21 protein-coding genes are annotated in these 16,360 nt (G+C 37.3%); 4 read left to right on the forward strand and 17 right to left on the reverse strand.

Annotation, left to right across the window (positions count from 1 at the left end; translation table 11 throughout):
- Positions 1–6: 6 nt before the first annotated feature.
- Positions 7–615 carry a YphA family membrane protein gene (locus ACIQAA_RS01480; RefSeq protein WP_402614021.1) on the reverse strand — a complete coding sequence of 203 codons (609 nt, stop codon included), beginning with the start codon at positions 613–615 and terminating at the stop codon, positions 7–9.
- Between the two features lie 110 nt (positions 616–725).
- On the opposite strand from ACIQAA_RS01480, the gene ACIQAA_RS01485 reads away from it, so the two are divergent.
- Positions 726–869, forward strand: coding sequence for a YpzI family protein (locus ACIQAA_RS01485; protein WP_306073551.1), 144 nt, complete (start codon positions 726–728; stop codon positions 867–869).
- 28 nt (positions 870–897) lie between these two features.
- On the opposite strand, the gene fni is transcribed toward ACIQAA_RS01485, so the two are convergent.
- From fni to ACIQAA_RS01560, 15 genes are all read right to left on the reverse strand, one after another.
- Positions 898–1,956 (reverse strand): type 2 isopentenyl-diphosphate Delta-isomerase, encoded by a 1,059-nt coding sequence (fni, locus tag ACIQAA_RS01490; protein ID WP_402614026.1) that lies wholly within the window; start codon positions 1,954–1,956, stop codon positions 898–900.
- 12 nt (positions 1,957–1,968) lie between these two features.
- A complete protein-coding gene (gene rpsA, locus ACIQAA_RS01495; RefSeq protein ID WP_402614029.1) occupies positions 1,969–3,108 on the reverse strand; it encodes a 30S ribosomal protein S1 in 1,140 nt (379 codons plus the stop codon).
- A 128-nt stretch (positions 3,109–3,236) separates the two neighbouring features.
- The gene (locus tag ACIQAA_RS01500) at positions 3,237–3,818 is read right to left on the reverse strand and encodes a lysophospholipid acyltransferase family protein (protein WP_402614032.1); all 582 of its coding nucleotides are present in this window, start codon (positions 3,816–3,818) and stop codon (positions 3,237–3,239) included.
- Positions 3,819–3,820: 2 nt separating this feature from the next.
- Complete coding sequence (gene cmk, locus ACIQAA_RS01505; protein WP_402614034.1) at positions 3,821–4,495, reverse strand: (d)CMP kinase; 675 nt, start codon at positions 4,493–4,495, stop codon at positions 3,821–3,823.
- Between the two features lie 153 nt (positions 4,496–4,648).
- The gene (locus ACIQAA_RS01510; protein ID WP_402614038.1) at positions 4,649–4,825 is read right to left on the reverse strand and encodes a YpfB family protein; all 177 of its coding nucleotides are present in this window, start codon (positions 4,823–4,825) and stop codon (positions 4,649–4,651) included.
- A 64-nt stretch (positions 4,826–4,889) separates the two neighbouring features.
- On the reverse strand, positions 4,890–6,242 hold the full coding sequence (gene ypeB / locus ACIQAA_RS01515; protein ID WP_402614041.1) for a germination protein YpeB: 1,353 nt from the start codon (positions 6,240–6,242) through the stop codon (positions 4,890–4,892).
- A 13-nt stretch (positions 6,243–6,255) separates the two neighbouring features.
- Positions 6,256–7,155, reverse strand: coding sequence for a spore cortex-lytic enzyme (gene sleB, locus ACIQAA_RS01520; protein ID WP_402614044.1), 900 nt, complete (start codon positions 7,153–7,155; stop codon positions 6,256–6,258).
- 89 nt (positions 7,156–7,244) lie between these two features.
- Positions 7,245–7,934 (reverse strand): glutamic-type intramembrane protease PrsW, encoded by a 690-nt coding sequence (gene prsW / locus ACIQAA_RS01525; RefSeq protein WP_402614047.1) that lies wholly within the window; start codon positions 7,932–7,934, stop codon positions 7,245–7,247.
- A 95-nt stretch (positions 7,935–8,029) separates the two neighbouring features.
- Positions 8,030–8,986 (reverse strand): asparaginase, encoded by a 957-nt coding sequence (locus ACIQAA_RS01530; RefSeq protein ID WP_402614050.1) that lies wholly within the window; start codon positions 8,984–8,986, stop codon positions 8,030–8,032.
- An 8-nt stretch (positions 8,987–8,994) separates the two neighbouring features.
- Entirely contained in the window at positions 8,995–9,969 is a 975-nt protein-coding gene (locus tag ACIQAA_RS01535; RefSeq protein ID WP_402614053.1) for a YpdA family putative bacillithiol disulfide reductase, read from the reverse strand.
- 336 nt (positions 9,970–10,305) lie between these two features.
- Positions 10,306–11,583 (reverse strand): Glu/Leu/Phe/Val family dehydrogenase, encoded by a 1,278-nt coding sequence (locus tag ACIQAA_RS01540; protein WP_402614056.1) that lies wholly within the window; start codon positions 11,581–11,583, stop codon positions 10,306–10,308.
- A gap of 214 nt (positions 11,584–11,797) precedes the next feature.
- On the reverse strand, positions 11,798–12,379 hold the full coding sequence (locus ACIQAA_RS01545) for a genetic competence negative regulator (protein ID WP_402614058.1): 582 nt from the start codon (positions 12,377–12,379) through the stop codon (positions 11,798–11,800).
- A gap of 71 nt (positions 12,380–12,450) precedes the next feature.
- Positions 12,451–13,362, reverse strand: a complete 912-nt coding sequence (locus ACIQAA_RS01550; protein WP_402614061.1) for a MerR family transcriptional regulator — start codon at positions 13,360–13,362, stop codon at positions 12,451–12,453.
- A 44-nt stretch (positions 13,363–13,406) separates the two neighbouring features.
- Complete coding sequence (locus ACIQAA_RS01555; protein WP_402614064.1) at positions 13,407–14,174, reverse strand: metallophosphoesterase; 768 nt, start codon at positions 14,172–14,174, stop codon at positions 13,407–13,409.
- 71 nt (positions 14,175–14,245) lie between these two features.
- Positions 14,246–14,488, reverse strand: a complete 243-nt coding sequence (locus tag ACIQAA_RS01560; protein ID WP_402614066.1) for a hypothetical protein — start codon at positions 14,486–14,488, stop codon at positions 14,246–14,248.
- 239 nt (positions 14,489–14,727) lie between these two features.
- On the opposite strand from ACIQAA_RS01560, the gene ACIQAA_RS01565 reads away from it, so the two are divergent.
- The 3 genes from ACIQAA_RS01565 to ACIQAA_RS01575 are packed head-to-tail and all read left to right on the forward strand — an operon-like array spanning position 14,728 to position 15,820.
- Positions 14,728–14,958, forward strand: a complete 231-nt coding sequence (locus ACIQAA_RS01565; protein WP_402614069.1) for a spore coat associated protein CotJA — start codon at positions 14,728–14,730, stop codon at positions 14,956–14,958.
- Complete coding sequence (locus tag ACIQAA_RS01570; protein WP_402614072.1) at positions 14,955–15,215, forward strand: spore coat protein CotJB; 261 nt, start codon at positions 14,955–14,957, stop codon at positions 15,213–15,215. The genes ACIQAA_RS01565 and ACIQAA_RS01570 overlap by 4 nt, the downstream gene beginning before the upstream one ends.
- A gap of 35 nt (positions 15,216–15,250) precedes the next feature.
- Entirely contained in the window at positions 15,251–15,820 is a 570-nt protein-coding gene (locus ACIQAA_RS01575) for a manganese catalase family protein (protein ID WP_179596466.1), read from the forward strand.
- Positions 15,821–15,852: 32 nt separating this feature from the next.
- On the opposite strand, the gene ACIQAA_RS01580 is transcribed toward ACIQAA_RS01575, so the two are convergent.
- Positions 15,853–16,308 (reverse strand): DUF2663 family protein, encoded by a 456-nt coding sequence (locus ACIQAA_RS01580; protein ID WP_402614074.1) that lies wholly within the window; start codon positions 16,306–16,308, stop codon positions 15,853–15,855.
- Positions 16,309–16,360 lie beyond the last annotated feature (52 nt).

The raw sequence follows: 16,360 nt of genomic DNA on the forward strand, positions 1-16,360 counted from the left end.
ATTATTCTAGGAAGATTTTTGTTTACCCTTCTCCAAAAAATGAAAATGGTTTTGAAAGAAGGAACCTGCATTTTCTAGTATGCTCCAGCTTACCAACAAAATTGTAATTAATGAAAACACATCTAGGTAAGCAATGGCCCCAATCGGATAAGAAAATTCAAATTTACTAAGATAAAAGGCATAGAGGATCTCTCCTTGCATGGTGCCACTTACAACAATCAACAATCTGTCTTTTAAAGAAGTTAGTAAAAAAATCGCCAGGCAGCTAAAACATATCCCCATCATCCATTCCTTTTGAAAAATCACCCATACAGGATCATAAATGACAAATAAGTTAAAGGTAACATATGCAATCGTTACAATGAAAGAACAAATAAAGGCATATAGCAATGATCCCAGTTTTTTCTTACTAAGAATTATATAAGATAATATCAGCATAAATAATCCACTAGCATGAAACTCAAAGCTCAAAAACATAAAATGTACATTCGAAAGAATAATCAATACTAAAATGAAACTTGCTAATTTTGAACGATAATGATTTTGTTTGTTCATAAAAAAAGTCACATATACCCAAAATACCCAAAGTATCCAATAAAACATTGAACCCTCCATTATCACACACCTCCTACTATTTCCATTATCGGTATTCTTTATGTAGTTTCATACTTCCCTGAATAATCTTTCATCAACAAAATCATGTTAATAGTAGGAGGTGTGGAGAAATGGGAAAAGATCGACAAGCAAAAAAGGTTAAAGCAAGCGGCAGAGCTGGAGTAGACCGTGATCAGGCGCTTCATTATCCTGGTTCAACTAAACTTCAAAGCCCTGAAGAGGCACGAGGATTAAACGATAATAAGTATAGCTGACAAAAAAGCTCCCGCTGGCTGCGGGAGCTTATTTTATAGTTCGCTGGCTGTATGTTCTTGTATCGATTCCCCTTTGCGTTAACCAATGGTGCATTTGACCAGATATCATCAATGGTGCTTTTTGCAGTTCTTGAATAGATTTAGCTCCTAAAGCAGTCATAATGATTGTTAACTCATCATGAAGGAACGAGATTTCTTCATATAGGGCATCTATTCCCTTTTCAACGAGGATCTTCAAGAAAAAGCCTGCAAAGCCAATCGCACTAGCTCCTAAAGCTATACCTTTAGCGAGTTCAACACTAGAGGTAATCCCGCCAGAGCCAAGGATTGAAATCGATTTCGAGGCATGTGAGGCTTCAGAGATAGAAATGGCAGTAGGTATTCCCCATTGATTAAAGAAAGCTTGTGATTTTTCACTGCGCTTGTTTTCTATTTCAGCAAAATTTGTTCCCCCGAAACCGCCGATGTCCACAGCTGAAACCCCTATTGCTGAGAGAGACTCCACTGTTTCTTTACACATTCCAAAGCCAACTTCCTTTACTATAACGGGAACGTTTACCTCTTTTACAATCGCTTCTATTCTTTTTAGAGCACCAGAAAATTCCCGGTCCCCTTCCGGCATCGTCAGTTCCTGGATTACGTTTAAGTGCACCTGTAAAGCATTAGCCTCAATCATATCTATAGCCATTTTTGCTTGTTCAGGAGTTGCTTCACTACCTAAATTAGCAATCAGCACACCAGAGGGGTTTTCTTTTCGTACTACTTCATATGTATAACTCTCAGATTTATCTTTCAATGCCGACATTTGTGACCCCACTGCCATAGCTAGCCCCGCTTCCTTTGCCAACTGTGCTAACTGCTTATTAAGCTTGTAGGTTTTCTCGCCGCCGCCGCCTGTCATAGCATTGATAAAAATTGGCGAACTTAAAGAAAGTCCGCCAATTATTTGGTGAAAGGTGACATCTGAAACATTGATGTTTGGTAAACTTTGATGAATAAATTGGACATCATCAAATGCTGTTGACCGCTTTTGCCCAGTTTCTAGGGCATAGCGAATGTGATCCCATTTCCGTTCAGATCTAGACACTTTATATCACCATTATTTTCCCAGATTCTTTAATTTATCGCCAATCATTTCGCCAAGCTGGAATCCTTTTGATTCCTCTGGAAGTTCGTAATCAAAGTTTTCTTCCACATCTTTTTCAAGAAGATCTTTGATACTTAGTGAAAGTCGCTGCTCCTGTTCGTTTGCGTCTAGTACTTTCACTTGCACCTCTTGCCCTTCCTTCAATACTTCATGTGGTGTACCAATATGCTTATGAGCAATTTGTGAGATGTGCACCAGGCCTTCAACACCAGGAAAAACCTCTACAAACGCACCATATGAAACTAATCTTTTAACTGTTCCTGTTAATGTGCTGCCCTTAGGTGCTTTTTCAGCTATATCAGACCATGGTCCTGGTTGTGTTTCTTTAATAGATAAAGAAATTCTTTCATTATCACGATCTACATTAAGGACCTTTACTTTTACTTTTTGACCTTCTTGTACAACATCTGAAGGTTTATCAATATGTTGATATGATAATTGAGAAATATGAACAAGACCATCGATACCGCCAATATCAACGAATGCTCCAAAATCCGTAATTCTTTGAACAGTACCATCAATTACTGAACCTGGAGTAATCGTGTTAAGGAGGTTTTTCTTATGTTTACCCTTTTCTTCTTCCACCACTGCACGGTGAGATAGAATGAGACGATTTTTTTCTTTATCAAGTTCAACAATCTTAAAAGTTAGATTTTTACCTTTATAATCTGAAAAATCTTCGACAAAATGAGCTTCTACTAAAGATGCAGGTACAAAGCCTCGAACGCCAAGATCAACGACAAGACCTCCCTTTACTACATCCTTTACTTCCGTTTCAAATACTTCTCCGCTATTGAAAAGATTTTCTAGATTTACCCAGGCCTTCTCAGCGTCTACTTTTCTTTTTGATAATACTAGGGCATCTTCTTCAACCTTTAATACCTCAAGTTCTAATTCATCGCCTTCAGAAACAACGTCAGAGGCTTTTTCAACATGAAGGCTAGAAAGCTCGCTGATTGGAATAATACCATCATGCTTACTATCTTGAATATTTACAATAACCTGTTTTTCTTCTACCTTCGTAACTTGTCCAGTGACTTTATCACCGATCGTATAATTTTTTACATCTACTTGGTTCATTTCTTCCGACATATGTATTCCTCCTTAATCCAATTACTGCTAAATAAATTATATAATATCAAAATGATAAACGAGTGAATATTCTAATAAAATCTCTTTTTATTAACTTCTTACAAATAGCCATTTTTGTCAAGCAGAACCTATCGGTGCTCTTTAATAAGTTTATGGATTTCTGACATTATTAATTCAGTCACCTGTTCCGCAGAGGCCTTGGCTGACCTCATTTCCTCCATTGCAATCGGCTTTCCATAAACAACCTTTAACGTTTTCAAACTTTTGTACGGTCCAATTATGGCGCATGGGACTACATCTGCTTCTGTTCTAAGGGCAAAAAAACCCGCACCCGATAGACCTTTGCCGATTTCACCCGTTTTACTCCTTGTCCCTTCAGGAAAAAGCCCAAACACATTTCCTTCTTTTAAAACCTTTAATCCAGCTCTTAATGATTCCCTGTCCCCTTTCCCCCTTTTTACTGGGAAAGCGTTGCACTTTCTTACGATATTACCCAATACAGGAACCTTGAACAATTCTTCCTTTGCCATAAAATGGACAGGTCGAGGAGCCGTGATACCAACGATTAAAGGATCAAAATTATGAATATGATTTGTACAAAGCAGCACCCCGCCATCTTTAGGGAAATGCTCTAATCCACTAACTTCAATTCGATACCACGGTTTAAAAACACCCGCAACAACTGATCTTGCAAACGAATAAAACGTCACACTTATCCAACCCTTTCATGCACGAGATCCATAATTTTTTCTACTACTTCTGGGATCGTCAAAGATGTTGTGTCAATTTCAAATGCGTCGTCTGCTTTTTTTAATGGTGCAAATTCTCGTTCAGAGTCTATTTTATCACGACGGGCAATTTCTGCCTTTAATTGTTCTAAATCGGAAGGAAAGCCTTTTTGGAGATTTTCTGTATGTCGTCTTACGGCTCTTTTTTCTACACTGGCAAGTAGAAAAACCTTTACTTCCGCATTTGGAAGCACATGTGTCCCTATGTCCCTGCCATCCATCACAACCCCGCCGTCTACGGCAAAGGATTGCTGCATTCTTACCATTTCTTCACGGACCTTTTGGTGCTTAGCTACAATCGAAACCGAATTTGTAACTTCTGATGAACGAATCGCTTCCGTTACTTCTTGATTATCAAGAAATACCAATTGACCTTTGGGTGAAGGGAACAGTTCTAATTTTGTTGCTAATAGAGTGTCTAATAGAGAGTTTTCATCTTCTAAGTTAAGTTCATTAACCAGTGCTTTATATGTTAAGGCACGATACATTGCACCAGTATCTATATATATGTAGGATAACTTTTCTGCCACAACTTTTGCTACTGTGCTCTTACCCGCTGCGGCAGGTCCGTCAATTGCGATTGATAATTTTTTTTCCATAGATCCTCCTAAGTTACTCATGTTCGTCTGATACACTCTTATTTATTTTACCATAAGAAAGCTGATTGCCTCTTTTTTTTAGCATTTTTATATTGGATTTTCTTTTATAATGTTCCCACTTTGAGAATAAAAAAAAAGCAGGAATCCTGCTTTTTAATCACTAAAGGTTTGTAGAATCTCTGTAAATGTATTTTCATTTACACCTTCATATTTTGTTAACTGTTCTAATTGAGGAAAAATATCTAGTTGATGTAAGAATAGCTGAGCGAAAAAAAGAAAGATAAATTGGATTATAATTACCTTTATTAATATTCTTTCTACCATTTTCATACCATCACTCCAAATTCCAATTACTACTATTATTGGAGTGATGGCATAATTTTATTCTAACAGCTTATATAACCTCGTCGTAGACTTCTTCGGCATTTTTTAGTTTTTCTACTTCTTCTTCGACACCGTCTACAGCATTAATAAAGATTCTATAGGAGTCGTCACCAATGGTTCCTAGGAATTCGTAACATAATACTTCTTTGTTTAGATCGTTAACGATAACAGCTTGTCTCTCTTCCATTACTTTAAAGTTAGGATTTACTTTTGCTCGAGCTTGTTCACTGGTTAGTGCTGGTTTTTCAATTTTTCTTGTGTCATTTAATGATTTTAAATAATCCTCTGCCGAGAAACCAATGATATTGCCATTATCCAGTGCCACTTCTACTTTAATAGCCTCAGGATAAATTCTGATATTGTTTTCTGTGGTGACAAAATTAAATACACCCGTATTATCGTATTGAGTACTCTCAAACAACTCCATATTTTTATATCCATTCTCTTTTAGAAATGCTGCAGCTCTAAGATTTGCATCGTTTAAACTAATTTTCTGCTGTGTAACATCTCTATGATTAATAAACCATATTGGATACCCTGCTTTTTTGGTAATATCCATGCTTCCCTCTTGACCAGTTTTCTTATTTCTTATCGAGATACTATAAAAACCGTAATCTGAACCTTTACCATTCTCAGTTACTTTAACCTCAGCATTCCCGTCAAATTTCATATATTTTTTTGCAATGCTGATGGCTTCTTTTTCAGAAATGGTCTTTCCTTTAATTTTCTTAAAATTATCGTCCTTCTTTTGCATATTCGTAAAGCTCGGACCAAAGTCACTTTCATCATACCCGGATACCGTTTTTTCAACTGTTTTAAATCCATCAATAATCGTATTGTCGGTTTGTTCTTTCCCTGAAGCTAACGCAAGTTCAACGTCCATCCAGCGAAGATTATTTTCCAACACCATATGCTGTACTTTACGCAGTTCACTCTGAATATCACCAGATTGCTTGTATAGAACCTTTAACGTTTCATACTCCTCTTCTGATAATGGTTCTTTATCCAAATCTCTTACCGCTGTTTGATAACTAAACTTTCCAATTTTAGATAAAAACTCTTCTGTTTTATTGAATGGAAGCAATGTCAGTGGCAGCTGTCCTACATCACTATGTGCTTCAGAGGTTAGTCTCCAAACTTCAACTAGTGAAGGGGATAAAGAATGCCTAGAATTCATCGCAAGAGTGGTGCCAATCTTATCGTGAAGTATATCCATTTGATAAGTAAGATCATGAAAGGCACGTTGATAATTATTTTCAGCATTTAATAAAATCGCATTTTTCTCTCGATGTTCTTGATATCCCCAGTAGGCTGTTCCCGCCACACCCAGTGCTAGAACACCAATAACTATTCCTCTTATCATCCTTTTCACCCCTCTATTCGCAAAAAATATGTTTCCCAATTCGTTTGATTTGCGGTCTTGACCAAATCCACTTGCTAGTAGCTGTTACTGGATTAAAATAATAAAGAGCTTCGCCAGTAGGATCAATTCCATTTATGGCATCTAAAACTGCTTTTTTAGCTGTTTCATTCGGAGTAAGCCAAATTTGCCCATCAGCGACGGCAGTAAAGGCACCAGGTTCGAAAATAACTCCTGATACGGTATTAGGAAAGGATGCGCTATTTACCCTGTTAAGGATAACTGCTGCTACTGCCACTTGACCTGTATATGGTTCACCCCTCGCTTCTCCATAAACAGCATTAGCCATCAATTGTATATCATTACTTGAAAATCCACCTGGAGTATTAGCCGCAGTTGGTTTAGTTGGTGCTGCTTTTGGAGCAGGGGCTGGGGCAGCCGGTTTTGGACTAGGTGCTTTAGCAGCAGGTGCCTTGGCTGGAGCTTTAGCCGGTGCCTTTGGCTGAGCATTTGGCTGTGGTGCGCTCTGCTTTTTTTGATCTACTCCACCGTAATGTGTAAATTTATTTCCTTTGTTGATTTGATTCTTTACAAATTGTTTATTATATTTACTTGCTTTGACCAATTTTGCCTTTGTTTCCGTACCTGCTAGACCATCGATTGGCAGCCCGAACTCATATTGAAAATTCCTTAATGCCCAATAGGTGCTCCAACCGAATACTCCATCGATTTTCTTATTGTAAAATCCCAAATACTGAAGTCTAGATTGAAGCTCGATGACATCATCTCCAACCGCACCTTGTTGGATAACCTGATTAGAGAATGCAAATGCCCTGTTATTCTCGAGAAACGTAAATGGCATTATACAAAGGGAGATTAAGATTGGAACAGTTAATTTAACGATTTTCTTCTTCATGGTAAAGTAACCCCCAGTTGTAAATCTTTTTAGATGTAAGCCTATTTTTTGTCTTAATGGCAAATTTATTCAAAAAAAATACCCTTCATTTAAGAATGAAAGGAATTTTGAGTTGAATATTGTTTTTTCTTATGGTTAGTCGTTAAAATTCTGGCAATCTTAACCTTCCTTAAACCGAACCACCAAAGGAAGATCATAAAAGGTAAAATAATATATAGCCAGTTTTCTTGTGAGATTAAAATGTAATCATAAAATCCATGTAAAATGAATGGCAATAGCAGGGAGATTATAACCCATTTTGCCTTTTTTCCTTCTGTAAATTTTGCTTTACCAAGGTAAAATCCCATAATGACTCCGAATAGAGCATGGCTGGATACAGGCAGAAGCGCCCTTGCCATCGCATGTTCGATTCCATTGGCAATCAAATAAAAAATATTTTCAACGGTGGCAAAACCAAGTGATACTGCCACCCCATATACAATTCCGTCAAATGGCTCATCTAACTCGACGTGCTGGTAGATAGCATAAAAAAGGATAAACCATTTAAAAAATTCTTCAAGAAGGCTTGATGAAAGGAATGCTTCAATAAATCCAGATTTGATTATATTCTCCGTATGAAGTACATGCTGAATAAACATGATTGGAAACACTAGCAGAGCACCAAACATGAATGTTCTTAAAACTACCGAAATCGGCTCTGACTCATATTCATCTTTTAAATAAAAATAACTTAATAAGGCCAGTCCGGGGGCAATACCGGCTGATAATATTCCCAGCATGGATAATCCTCATTTCAAATCAATTCGTTACTTTAATCCTAACATGATATTGTCATTAATTAAATGAAAGATTATATCCATTTGTTAATTGCCCTTTAAAAATTTATTTTCTCTAGTCCACTGGCAAGTGCTACTGCTAATTTAATTCTAGCTTTTTTGGAATCATTATCACTACCAAGGATGACACCCTTATTATAAAGGTCATAGGCACTGCCTTTATAGTCATAAGTTGTATAAACAGAACCTTCTTCTGCACTAGTTGTGATTACTAAGACGATTCCTTCTGTAAGTGATTTTTCTATTTCTTCCATCATTTGAGGTGCAACTTGACCGCGGCCCACACCTTCAAGGATGATTCCTTTTACCCCTGATTCTCTTGCGGCCTTAATAAATTTACCATCAGCGCCAATATAACATTTTACGATATCTACTTGAGGAATAGGTGATTGAATAGAAAAGTATTCTCTCTTTATTGGCTTTTGAAAGATCTGTACCACATCATTATCGATAATCCCAAGATAACCGAATCCAAAAACGTTAAATCCTTGGATATTAGAGGCGTGTTCTTTTTTTACGTATCGGGCAGCAAATATTCGTTCATTGAACACGACAACTGCACCCGCATTCAGTAAATCCGTAGAACAAGCTGAATAGATAGCGTGCCTTAGATTAATGAAGACATCACTTCCTAAATCCTCTGGAGAGCGTTGTGAGCCTGTTATTACAACCGGCCGCGGGTCCCTGATAGTTAAATCAAGAAAATAGGCGGTTTCCTCCATTGTATCTGTACCGTGAGTAACGACAACTCCAGAAACCTCTTCATCCTCATAATACTTGTCAATTTTATTTTTTAAAGCGACTAAATCCTCAAAAGTAATATGTATGCTTGCCTTTTGAAATACTGATTCAACAATGACTTCAATGTCAGTGGGAAGATTACACATCGCTGCAAGCTCTTCGCCAGTTAATTCGCCCGAAGCTAATTTTCCTGAATCCTTATTTGGTTTGCTGGCAATGGTACCTCCTGTTGTTAACAAAACTACCTTTTTCATAAAATACTTCACCCCGTAACTTGTTTTTCTTTAATAGATTGAGCAATAAGATCTCCATGGAACCTGCCATTTTCAATAAAAATTTCATTAGCGTTATTCCCAGCTGCGATTACTCCTGCAATATAAACTCCTTCAATATTCGTCTCCATTGTATCAGGATTAAACAGCGGTCTTCCAGTTTCTTCGTCAATTTTTATCCCCATTGCTTTTAAAAATTGGTGGTCTGGACGATATCCTGTCATGGCAAAAACAAAATCATTGTATACGGCCTTTTCTTCGCCATCCTTTTTATACCGTACCTGCTCTTCGGTTATTTCAATAACATGAGCATTAAATTCCATTTTAATGATTCCATTTCGTACCAATGCCTCAAATTCTGGGAGAATCCACGGCTTTATGCTCGGTGAATATTCTTTACCGCGGTATAAAACGGTTACTCTCGCACCCGCTTTTACCAGTTCAAGTGCTGCATCCACACTAGAGTTTTTTCCGCCAATAACACATACATCCTTATCAAAATAAGGGTGTGCTTCTTTAAAATAATGAGACACCTTCGGTAAATCTTCCCCAGGGACATTCATGTAGTTTGGATGGTCATAGTAACCTGTAGCAATGACAACAAACGATGATTGATAGGTTTGTTTATCCGTAACGACGTGAAAGCCCTCTTCTTCTTCTTTCATCACTTTTAATACTCGCTCAAAAGAGTTGACACACAGTTGTTTCCTCTTTACTACATCCCGATAGTAGACAAGGGCTTGATTTCTTTTTGGTTTATAGCTTTCGGTTATGAATGGTACATCGCCGATTTCTAGCTTTTCACTGGTACTAAAAAATGTTTGATGGGTTGGATAATGGTAGATAGCATTTACTACGTTACCTTTTTCAATAATAAGAGGGTTAAGCCCCATTTCTTTAAAGGCAATAGCTGCAGCCAAACCGCATGGTCCACCACCAACGATAATGATATCTTCTAATTGCAAATTGATCACCTCAATTTATTATTCCATAAGCTGTGATAAATTTGTCTGTTGATTTGAGCTCCACTAAGGAAAGCTTCTTTGAATAATCACCGCAGGGACAGGCGGTCTTTGCCTGTCACGAGGCACTTCGCTTTCCGCGGGCGGTCCGGGGAGCCTCCTCGGCGCTTATGCGCCTGCGGGGTCTCCCCAGCCCCGTCCTCCCGCAGGAGTCTTCGTGCCTTCCGCGCAAATCAACAGAGTGCCAAAATAAATAAATCTGCTTTTAACACAGCCATTTAAAAAAACTCCTACCGTCATATGATAGGAGTTTTTCCAATTTGTTTCAATAGTAATGTTTTAAATCCAGCCTCTGAATCGGCTTGCTTCGGCCATTTTCCGGACACCGACCATGTATGCGGCTAGGCGCATATCTACACGTCGAGTTTGTGCTGTTTCATAAATATTGTTAAATGATTTGACCATTACTTTTTCGAGTTTTTCTTCTACTTCTTCTTCAGACCAGTAATAGCCTTGGTTATTCTGAACCCATTCGAAGTAGGAAACCGTAACTCCTCCAGCAGATGCAAGTACATCTGGAACCAGTAACACACCTCGCTCGGTTAATATCTCAGTTGCCTCTAGCGTTGTTGGTCCATTAGCAGCCTCAACAACAATTCCCGCACGAATATTATGAGCATTATCAGCTGTAATTTGATTTTCTATCGCAGCAGGTACGAGAATGTCGCACTCAAGTTCTAGCAGTTCCTTATTCGAGATTGTGTTATTAAATAATTTTGTTACGGTACCAAAACTATCACGACGGTCTAAGAGATAGTCAATATCAAGGCCATCAGGATCATATAAAGCACCATACGCATCGGAAATACCTACAACCTTAGCTCCTGCATCATGCATGAATTTTGATAAATAGCTTCCTGCATTACCAAAACCTTGAATAACAACCCTTGCACCCTCAATTTCGATTCCTTTTCTTTTTGCTGCCTCGCGGATACAAATGGTTACCCCCTTAGCAGTAGCCGATTCACGCCCGTGAGAGCCTCCTAGTACCAGCGGCTTACCAGTAATAAATCCAGGAGAGTTAAATTCATCTATACGACTATACTCATCCATCATCCAAGCCATAATTTGAGAATTTGTAAAAACATCCGGTGCAGGAATATCTTTTGTAGGACCAACGATTTGACTGATTGCTCGTACATACCCACGACTCAATCTTTCAAGTTCTCTAAATGACATATCACGCGGATCACAAATAATTCCGCCTTTGCCACCGCCATAAGGAAGGTCAACAATTCCACATTTTAAGCTCATCCAAATGGAAAGGGCCTTTACTTCAGTCTCCGATACATTGGGATGAAACCTAATCCCGCCCTTTGTTGGACCGACTGCGTCATTGTGCTGCGCACGGTAGCCGGTAAATATTTTTATTGATCCGTCATCCATCCTTATTGGAATTTTAACTGTCATCATACGTAATGGCTCTTTTAAGAGCTCATAAACTTCTTCAGGATAACCTAACTTTTCAAGAGCTTTATGTATAACGGTCTGTGTTGAAGTTAATACATTATTTTCTTCCTCTTGATTAGTTTTTTCATTACTATTTTCGGCTGCCATCCTGTAAACCTCCTAGAAAAATCACTTTTACAAATGTTGTCGCTTTCAGACACAAGTATACACGTTTAAATGATTTATGCAAGATGAAAAATTCACTTTTCACTATTTTTGAGTTATTTATTGTAACCGCTGTCATACTTGTTGAACATGGCTTTCGAACAAAATAAAAAAGGAGCGGCGGACTCCTATTTACATTTCCTCAAAGGTTCAAAATCTATTTGAAATATTTTCGAATCATCTCCACCGCTTCATTTTCAACAATCAGATTTCCATATTCTTCAAGTACATGTGTACTAAGAATCGATGGATTACCATACTCGGATAAAAATGCTGCAATTTTTTCTACGATAGAAGTATCAATGTTATTCATATTTAAGTAATATCGATTGTTATAGGAATATAAACTGCCGCCATTTACGTTTAATCCAAACAACCTGTGAGAAAGAGCGATGATATCTTCTATACTTTCGAATTGATACAGTAGGTTTTCACAGCCTTCAACCCTTACTTGCATCTCCACAAAGCCATCAAATAAGACTTCTTCATCTTCAATATTATCGTCAACCGTTATGATCATAATCATTCCTTGAGCCTGCAAGGAGAAAATTTCAACTGCAACAGAACCTTGTATCTCAACATCAAATTCTTCACTTGCCTCCTCCAGCATGTCATGGAAAAGTTGATGCCATTTTATAGAATCTTTCCAAATATCATCCTTGGAAAGTCCCCTTTCCATTAAATCATCAGAGGTTAAAAAAATCTTTATCTTATTGACCGTTAAGCGTTCTAAGCGCATGCTCTTTTGCCCCCTGCCGTGACATAACTCTTATCCCTAGTGTATGTCAATGGCGTTGGTTGGTGCTTTGTCTAAAAGACCATCCGTTCCATTAGCCAAATTTCCCATTCATTAATGGTTTGTCCAAAAATGAAGGATGAGTATAGATCTTTATCAGATGGTTTCATTGCAGTTATAGCCCTACCTCCAAGCCCAATCGTAAGATCCTTATGTTTCACCGTTAGATGATTAACAACTAAAAGTGCATCTTTTAACTCCTCCTGAACCCCACAACAGATAATCACGAAATCAGGATGAATCATATCCAATATTTGGTCATTCTCATCTTCTGAACTAAATTTACCAATATTTATTACTTGTATACCACGTTTTCTTAAATAAAAAGAAAACATTAGGAGCTCAATATTATCCCAATCATTTGACCAGTTTATACATAACGCTTTGTTCTGATGGACATTAATAGGTAAACTATGAATAATAGTCTCAACCCTGGCTTTTATAAGAGATAAGGAAAAATACTTCTGTGCAGATACAATTTTTCCAGCACTAAAAGAATCCTCTATTTTCTTTAGAATCTGACTAAAAATATCAATGATAACTTTTTCCATTGTAAAGATACTAAACAAATTATTTATAATTTCGTTTATCCTCTCATGCTCGAAGTGGATTAAGGCTTCGTACAGAGAGTCTGTCAAACTGATTAGGGGATTATCCTGCTTCAGGTTTAAGGCTTCAGAATCCATCTGAGATTGATTATGTCCCATTAAGGAAACGGCCTGACTGATGGTGAATCCCTGGTTAACCTTTTTTATTAACCACTTTAGTATTTTGATATGCTCCTCTGTATATAATCGATGCCCTGCATCATTTCTAACAGGAGCAATCATTTGATATCGTCTTTCCCATGCTCGCAGCGTTCCTGGCTGAATCCCCAGCATTAATGCAGCCGCTTTAATATTATATTTACCCTCTTGGTCCGCCATCCTTATTCCTCCGATAATTAACCAGCCATTCTTGAGAAAATTAACTAACCCTTTTTAATGGTAATTAAATGACATTGTGCAGGTGCACCTAGCCTTAACGGGATCCCTGTTGTACCATAGCCATTACTAATTAATAATGTAGTATTATCTAATTTTTCTACTTTCCCTTTTTTATATGGACTGTAACCCAAAATATGTATTTGTCCTCCATGAGTATGACCACTTAGCACAAGACGAATATTATGTTCGGGCAATATTTTGTCTGTGATATCTGGGTAGTGACTTGCCAATATTTTAAAACTGTTATTCTCGGCATCTAACAACGCCAAGTCCAATCTGTCTCGCCCTTTACCTACTTCATCCACACCAAGCAAAGATATTTTATCGCCATTTTTAGATTCAAAGATAGCTGAAGTATTATCCAATACTTTTATTCCAGAATCCAAAAGAATGGCATCCAATTTACGAAAGTCCGCTTCATAATCATTATTACCCCAAACAAAATATACTGGACCAGCCTGTTTTAATTTCTCAAGGTTTTGCTTAACCCTTTCAAAAGGAACCTTTTTCTCCATTAAATCCCCGCCAATTATTACAATATCAGTTTTCCCTTTAACTGTATTGATAATCTCATCCGAAATAAGGCGCTTATGTATATCAGAGATAAAAAATATTGATACCGAACCGAACGACTCTGGAAAATCTTCAAAGGTCATTTCATGTGGTACTACGTGATTTAGGAATGCTTCTTTTACCATATACAAGATTAAGGCTACTCCTAGTATTAAAAGTAAAACAAGAATAATAATCATTCATTTCCCCTTTTCCATTCTAAAATGTTCTATGGAAATCATACCATAAAGAAAACTAAAACTAAAAAGGACTAATGCCTACTCCGTCTTTTCTTTTCTCCCTTTATTGTAAGATTGAGTATCTCTTTAAATAGTTGTACACTAACGAATAATCCGAAGAATAAAGCTAATGAGGCAGCAAAAAATTCCAATGGATAAATAATCGGCCCAACCAAAATATCAGAAAAATGTAATGGATCAGTAATTGGAAACCATTCAATAAATAAATATCCACACAGAAAAATAAAAAATATCCGCCAGATTATCCTCAACACAAAAATCCCTCCCATACATTGTATGAGAAGGATTTCATTTCTTTCCGGTTCAATTTACTAATCCTCCTGAATACTTAAAATCCGGAAACCTTGCTCTTCCAGCTCACCTCTATGGAATATCCTACCTTCCTAATTATAGTTCAACAAAACATTGAATTATCCTTTTTATCTCAAGTATTATGTCATGAATCTTGAAAATTATCATATTTATTATTGATGTTTACTAAGGGAGGGAGACAATGTTTACACATTATAAATCATACTGTCCCGTCGTCAGTCCGTTTGACCCCTGCAAACCAATACCAGAAAAAGTATATTCTACTCCGCCGAATCTTTATATCGGTTTTCAACCTCCAAATCTTCCACAATTCACACCACTTGAAGCATTAAAAGCAGGGACACTATGGAAACCATTTTATGATCCTTACTTCAACCCTTTTGAGAAAGCAACGGGGGGAGTGCCACGATGAAACAAATTCCAGCCGAATATTATCAGATGTTAGAGCAGCTTCAAGCAGTAGACTTTGTTTTAGTTGAATTACAATTGTATTTAGATACACATCCGGACGATCTCGAGGCCATTAAGCAATTTAATCATTATGCAAAAGAAAGAAAAACGTTAAAAAAGGCTTTTGAAAGTCAATTTGGACCCCTTTTGCAGTTTGGCAACAGCTACTCGGGACACCCATGGAATTGGAACGATCCTCCATGGCCTTGGCAAGTTTAATCTAAATTTATAAACTGAGGGAGGTAATTCTGTACATGTGGATATACGAAAAGAAGCTTCAATATCCAGTTCGAGTTAGTACTTGCAATCCAACTTTAGCCAAATATCTAATTGAACAATATGGTGGGGCAGATGGTGAGCTTTCAGCAGCTTTACGTTATCTAAATCAAAGATATTCTATACCTGATAAAGTCATTGGGTTATTAACTGATATTGGCACTGAGGAGTTCGCACATCTAGAAATGATAGCCACCATGATTTATAAACTAACGAAGGATGCCACCCCAGAAATGATGAAAGCAGCGGGTCTTGGAGACCATTATTCCAACCATGATAATGCATTATTTTACCATAATGCTGCAGGAGTACCTTGGACAGCTTCCTATATACAAGCCAAAGGTGATCCGATTGCTGATCTTTACGAAGATATTGCAGCAGAAGAAAAGGCGAGGGCCACGTACCAATGGATTATTAATCTAAGTGATGACCCTGATTTAAATGATGGTCTTAGATTCCTGCGCGAACGTGAAATTGTTCATTCGCAGCGCTTCCGTGAAGCAGTAGAAATATTAAAAGACGAACAAGGTAAAAAGAAGTTTTTTTAAAAATGCCAGAAGAAGCAGTTTATCGCTGCTTCTTATTTTTTTTCGTGATAAAGATTAATGTCATAGATTTTTTTCATTACCTCAAAATCAAGATGGCGATTTTTCCAATGCTCTTCTTTCTTCCAAAGATCCTTGCTGCGATTTACGATTTCGCACCTTAATTCCTGGTATTCTTTTTCTTTTTTATCTTTTTGCTGCCTTAAGACATTCATCGCCCCATACAGGATTGCTGTAATGGCAAATAAACCGATATTTACGGCGTCACTAACAGAGGCTGAAAACATTGCAAAGAAAGAATAAGAGTATTGTTTAGCAATCATAAAATAGAAATAACTAAAAAATAGGAATGCAAAAAGGAGCATAGAATAGATGGTTAAATAATGCCATCTTTTGGCTGTATCAAATTTAATTTTCCTTTTGCGTACGTTTTCCAGCATTTGTTTCGTTGCCTCATCAGTATACTCCAGTGAACGTATTGGTTTATCCATACTATCAACCACCTCAGTAACATAAATATGAACTTGTCCGATAAAATATGAA

The organism is Neobacillus sp. NPDC093182, from assembly GCF_044754045.1.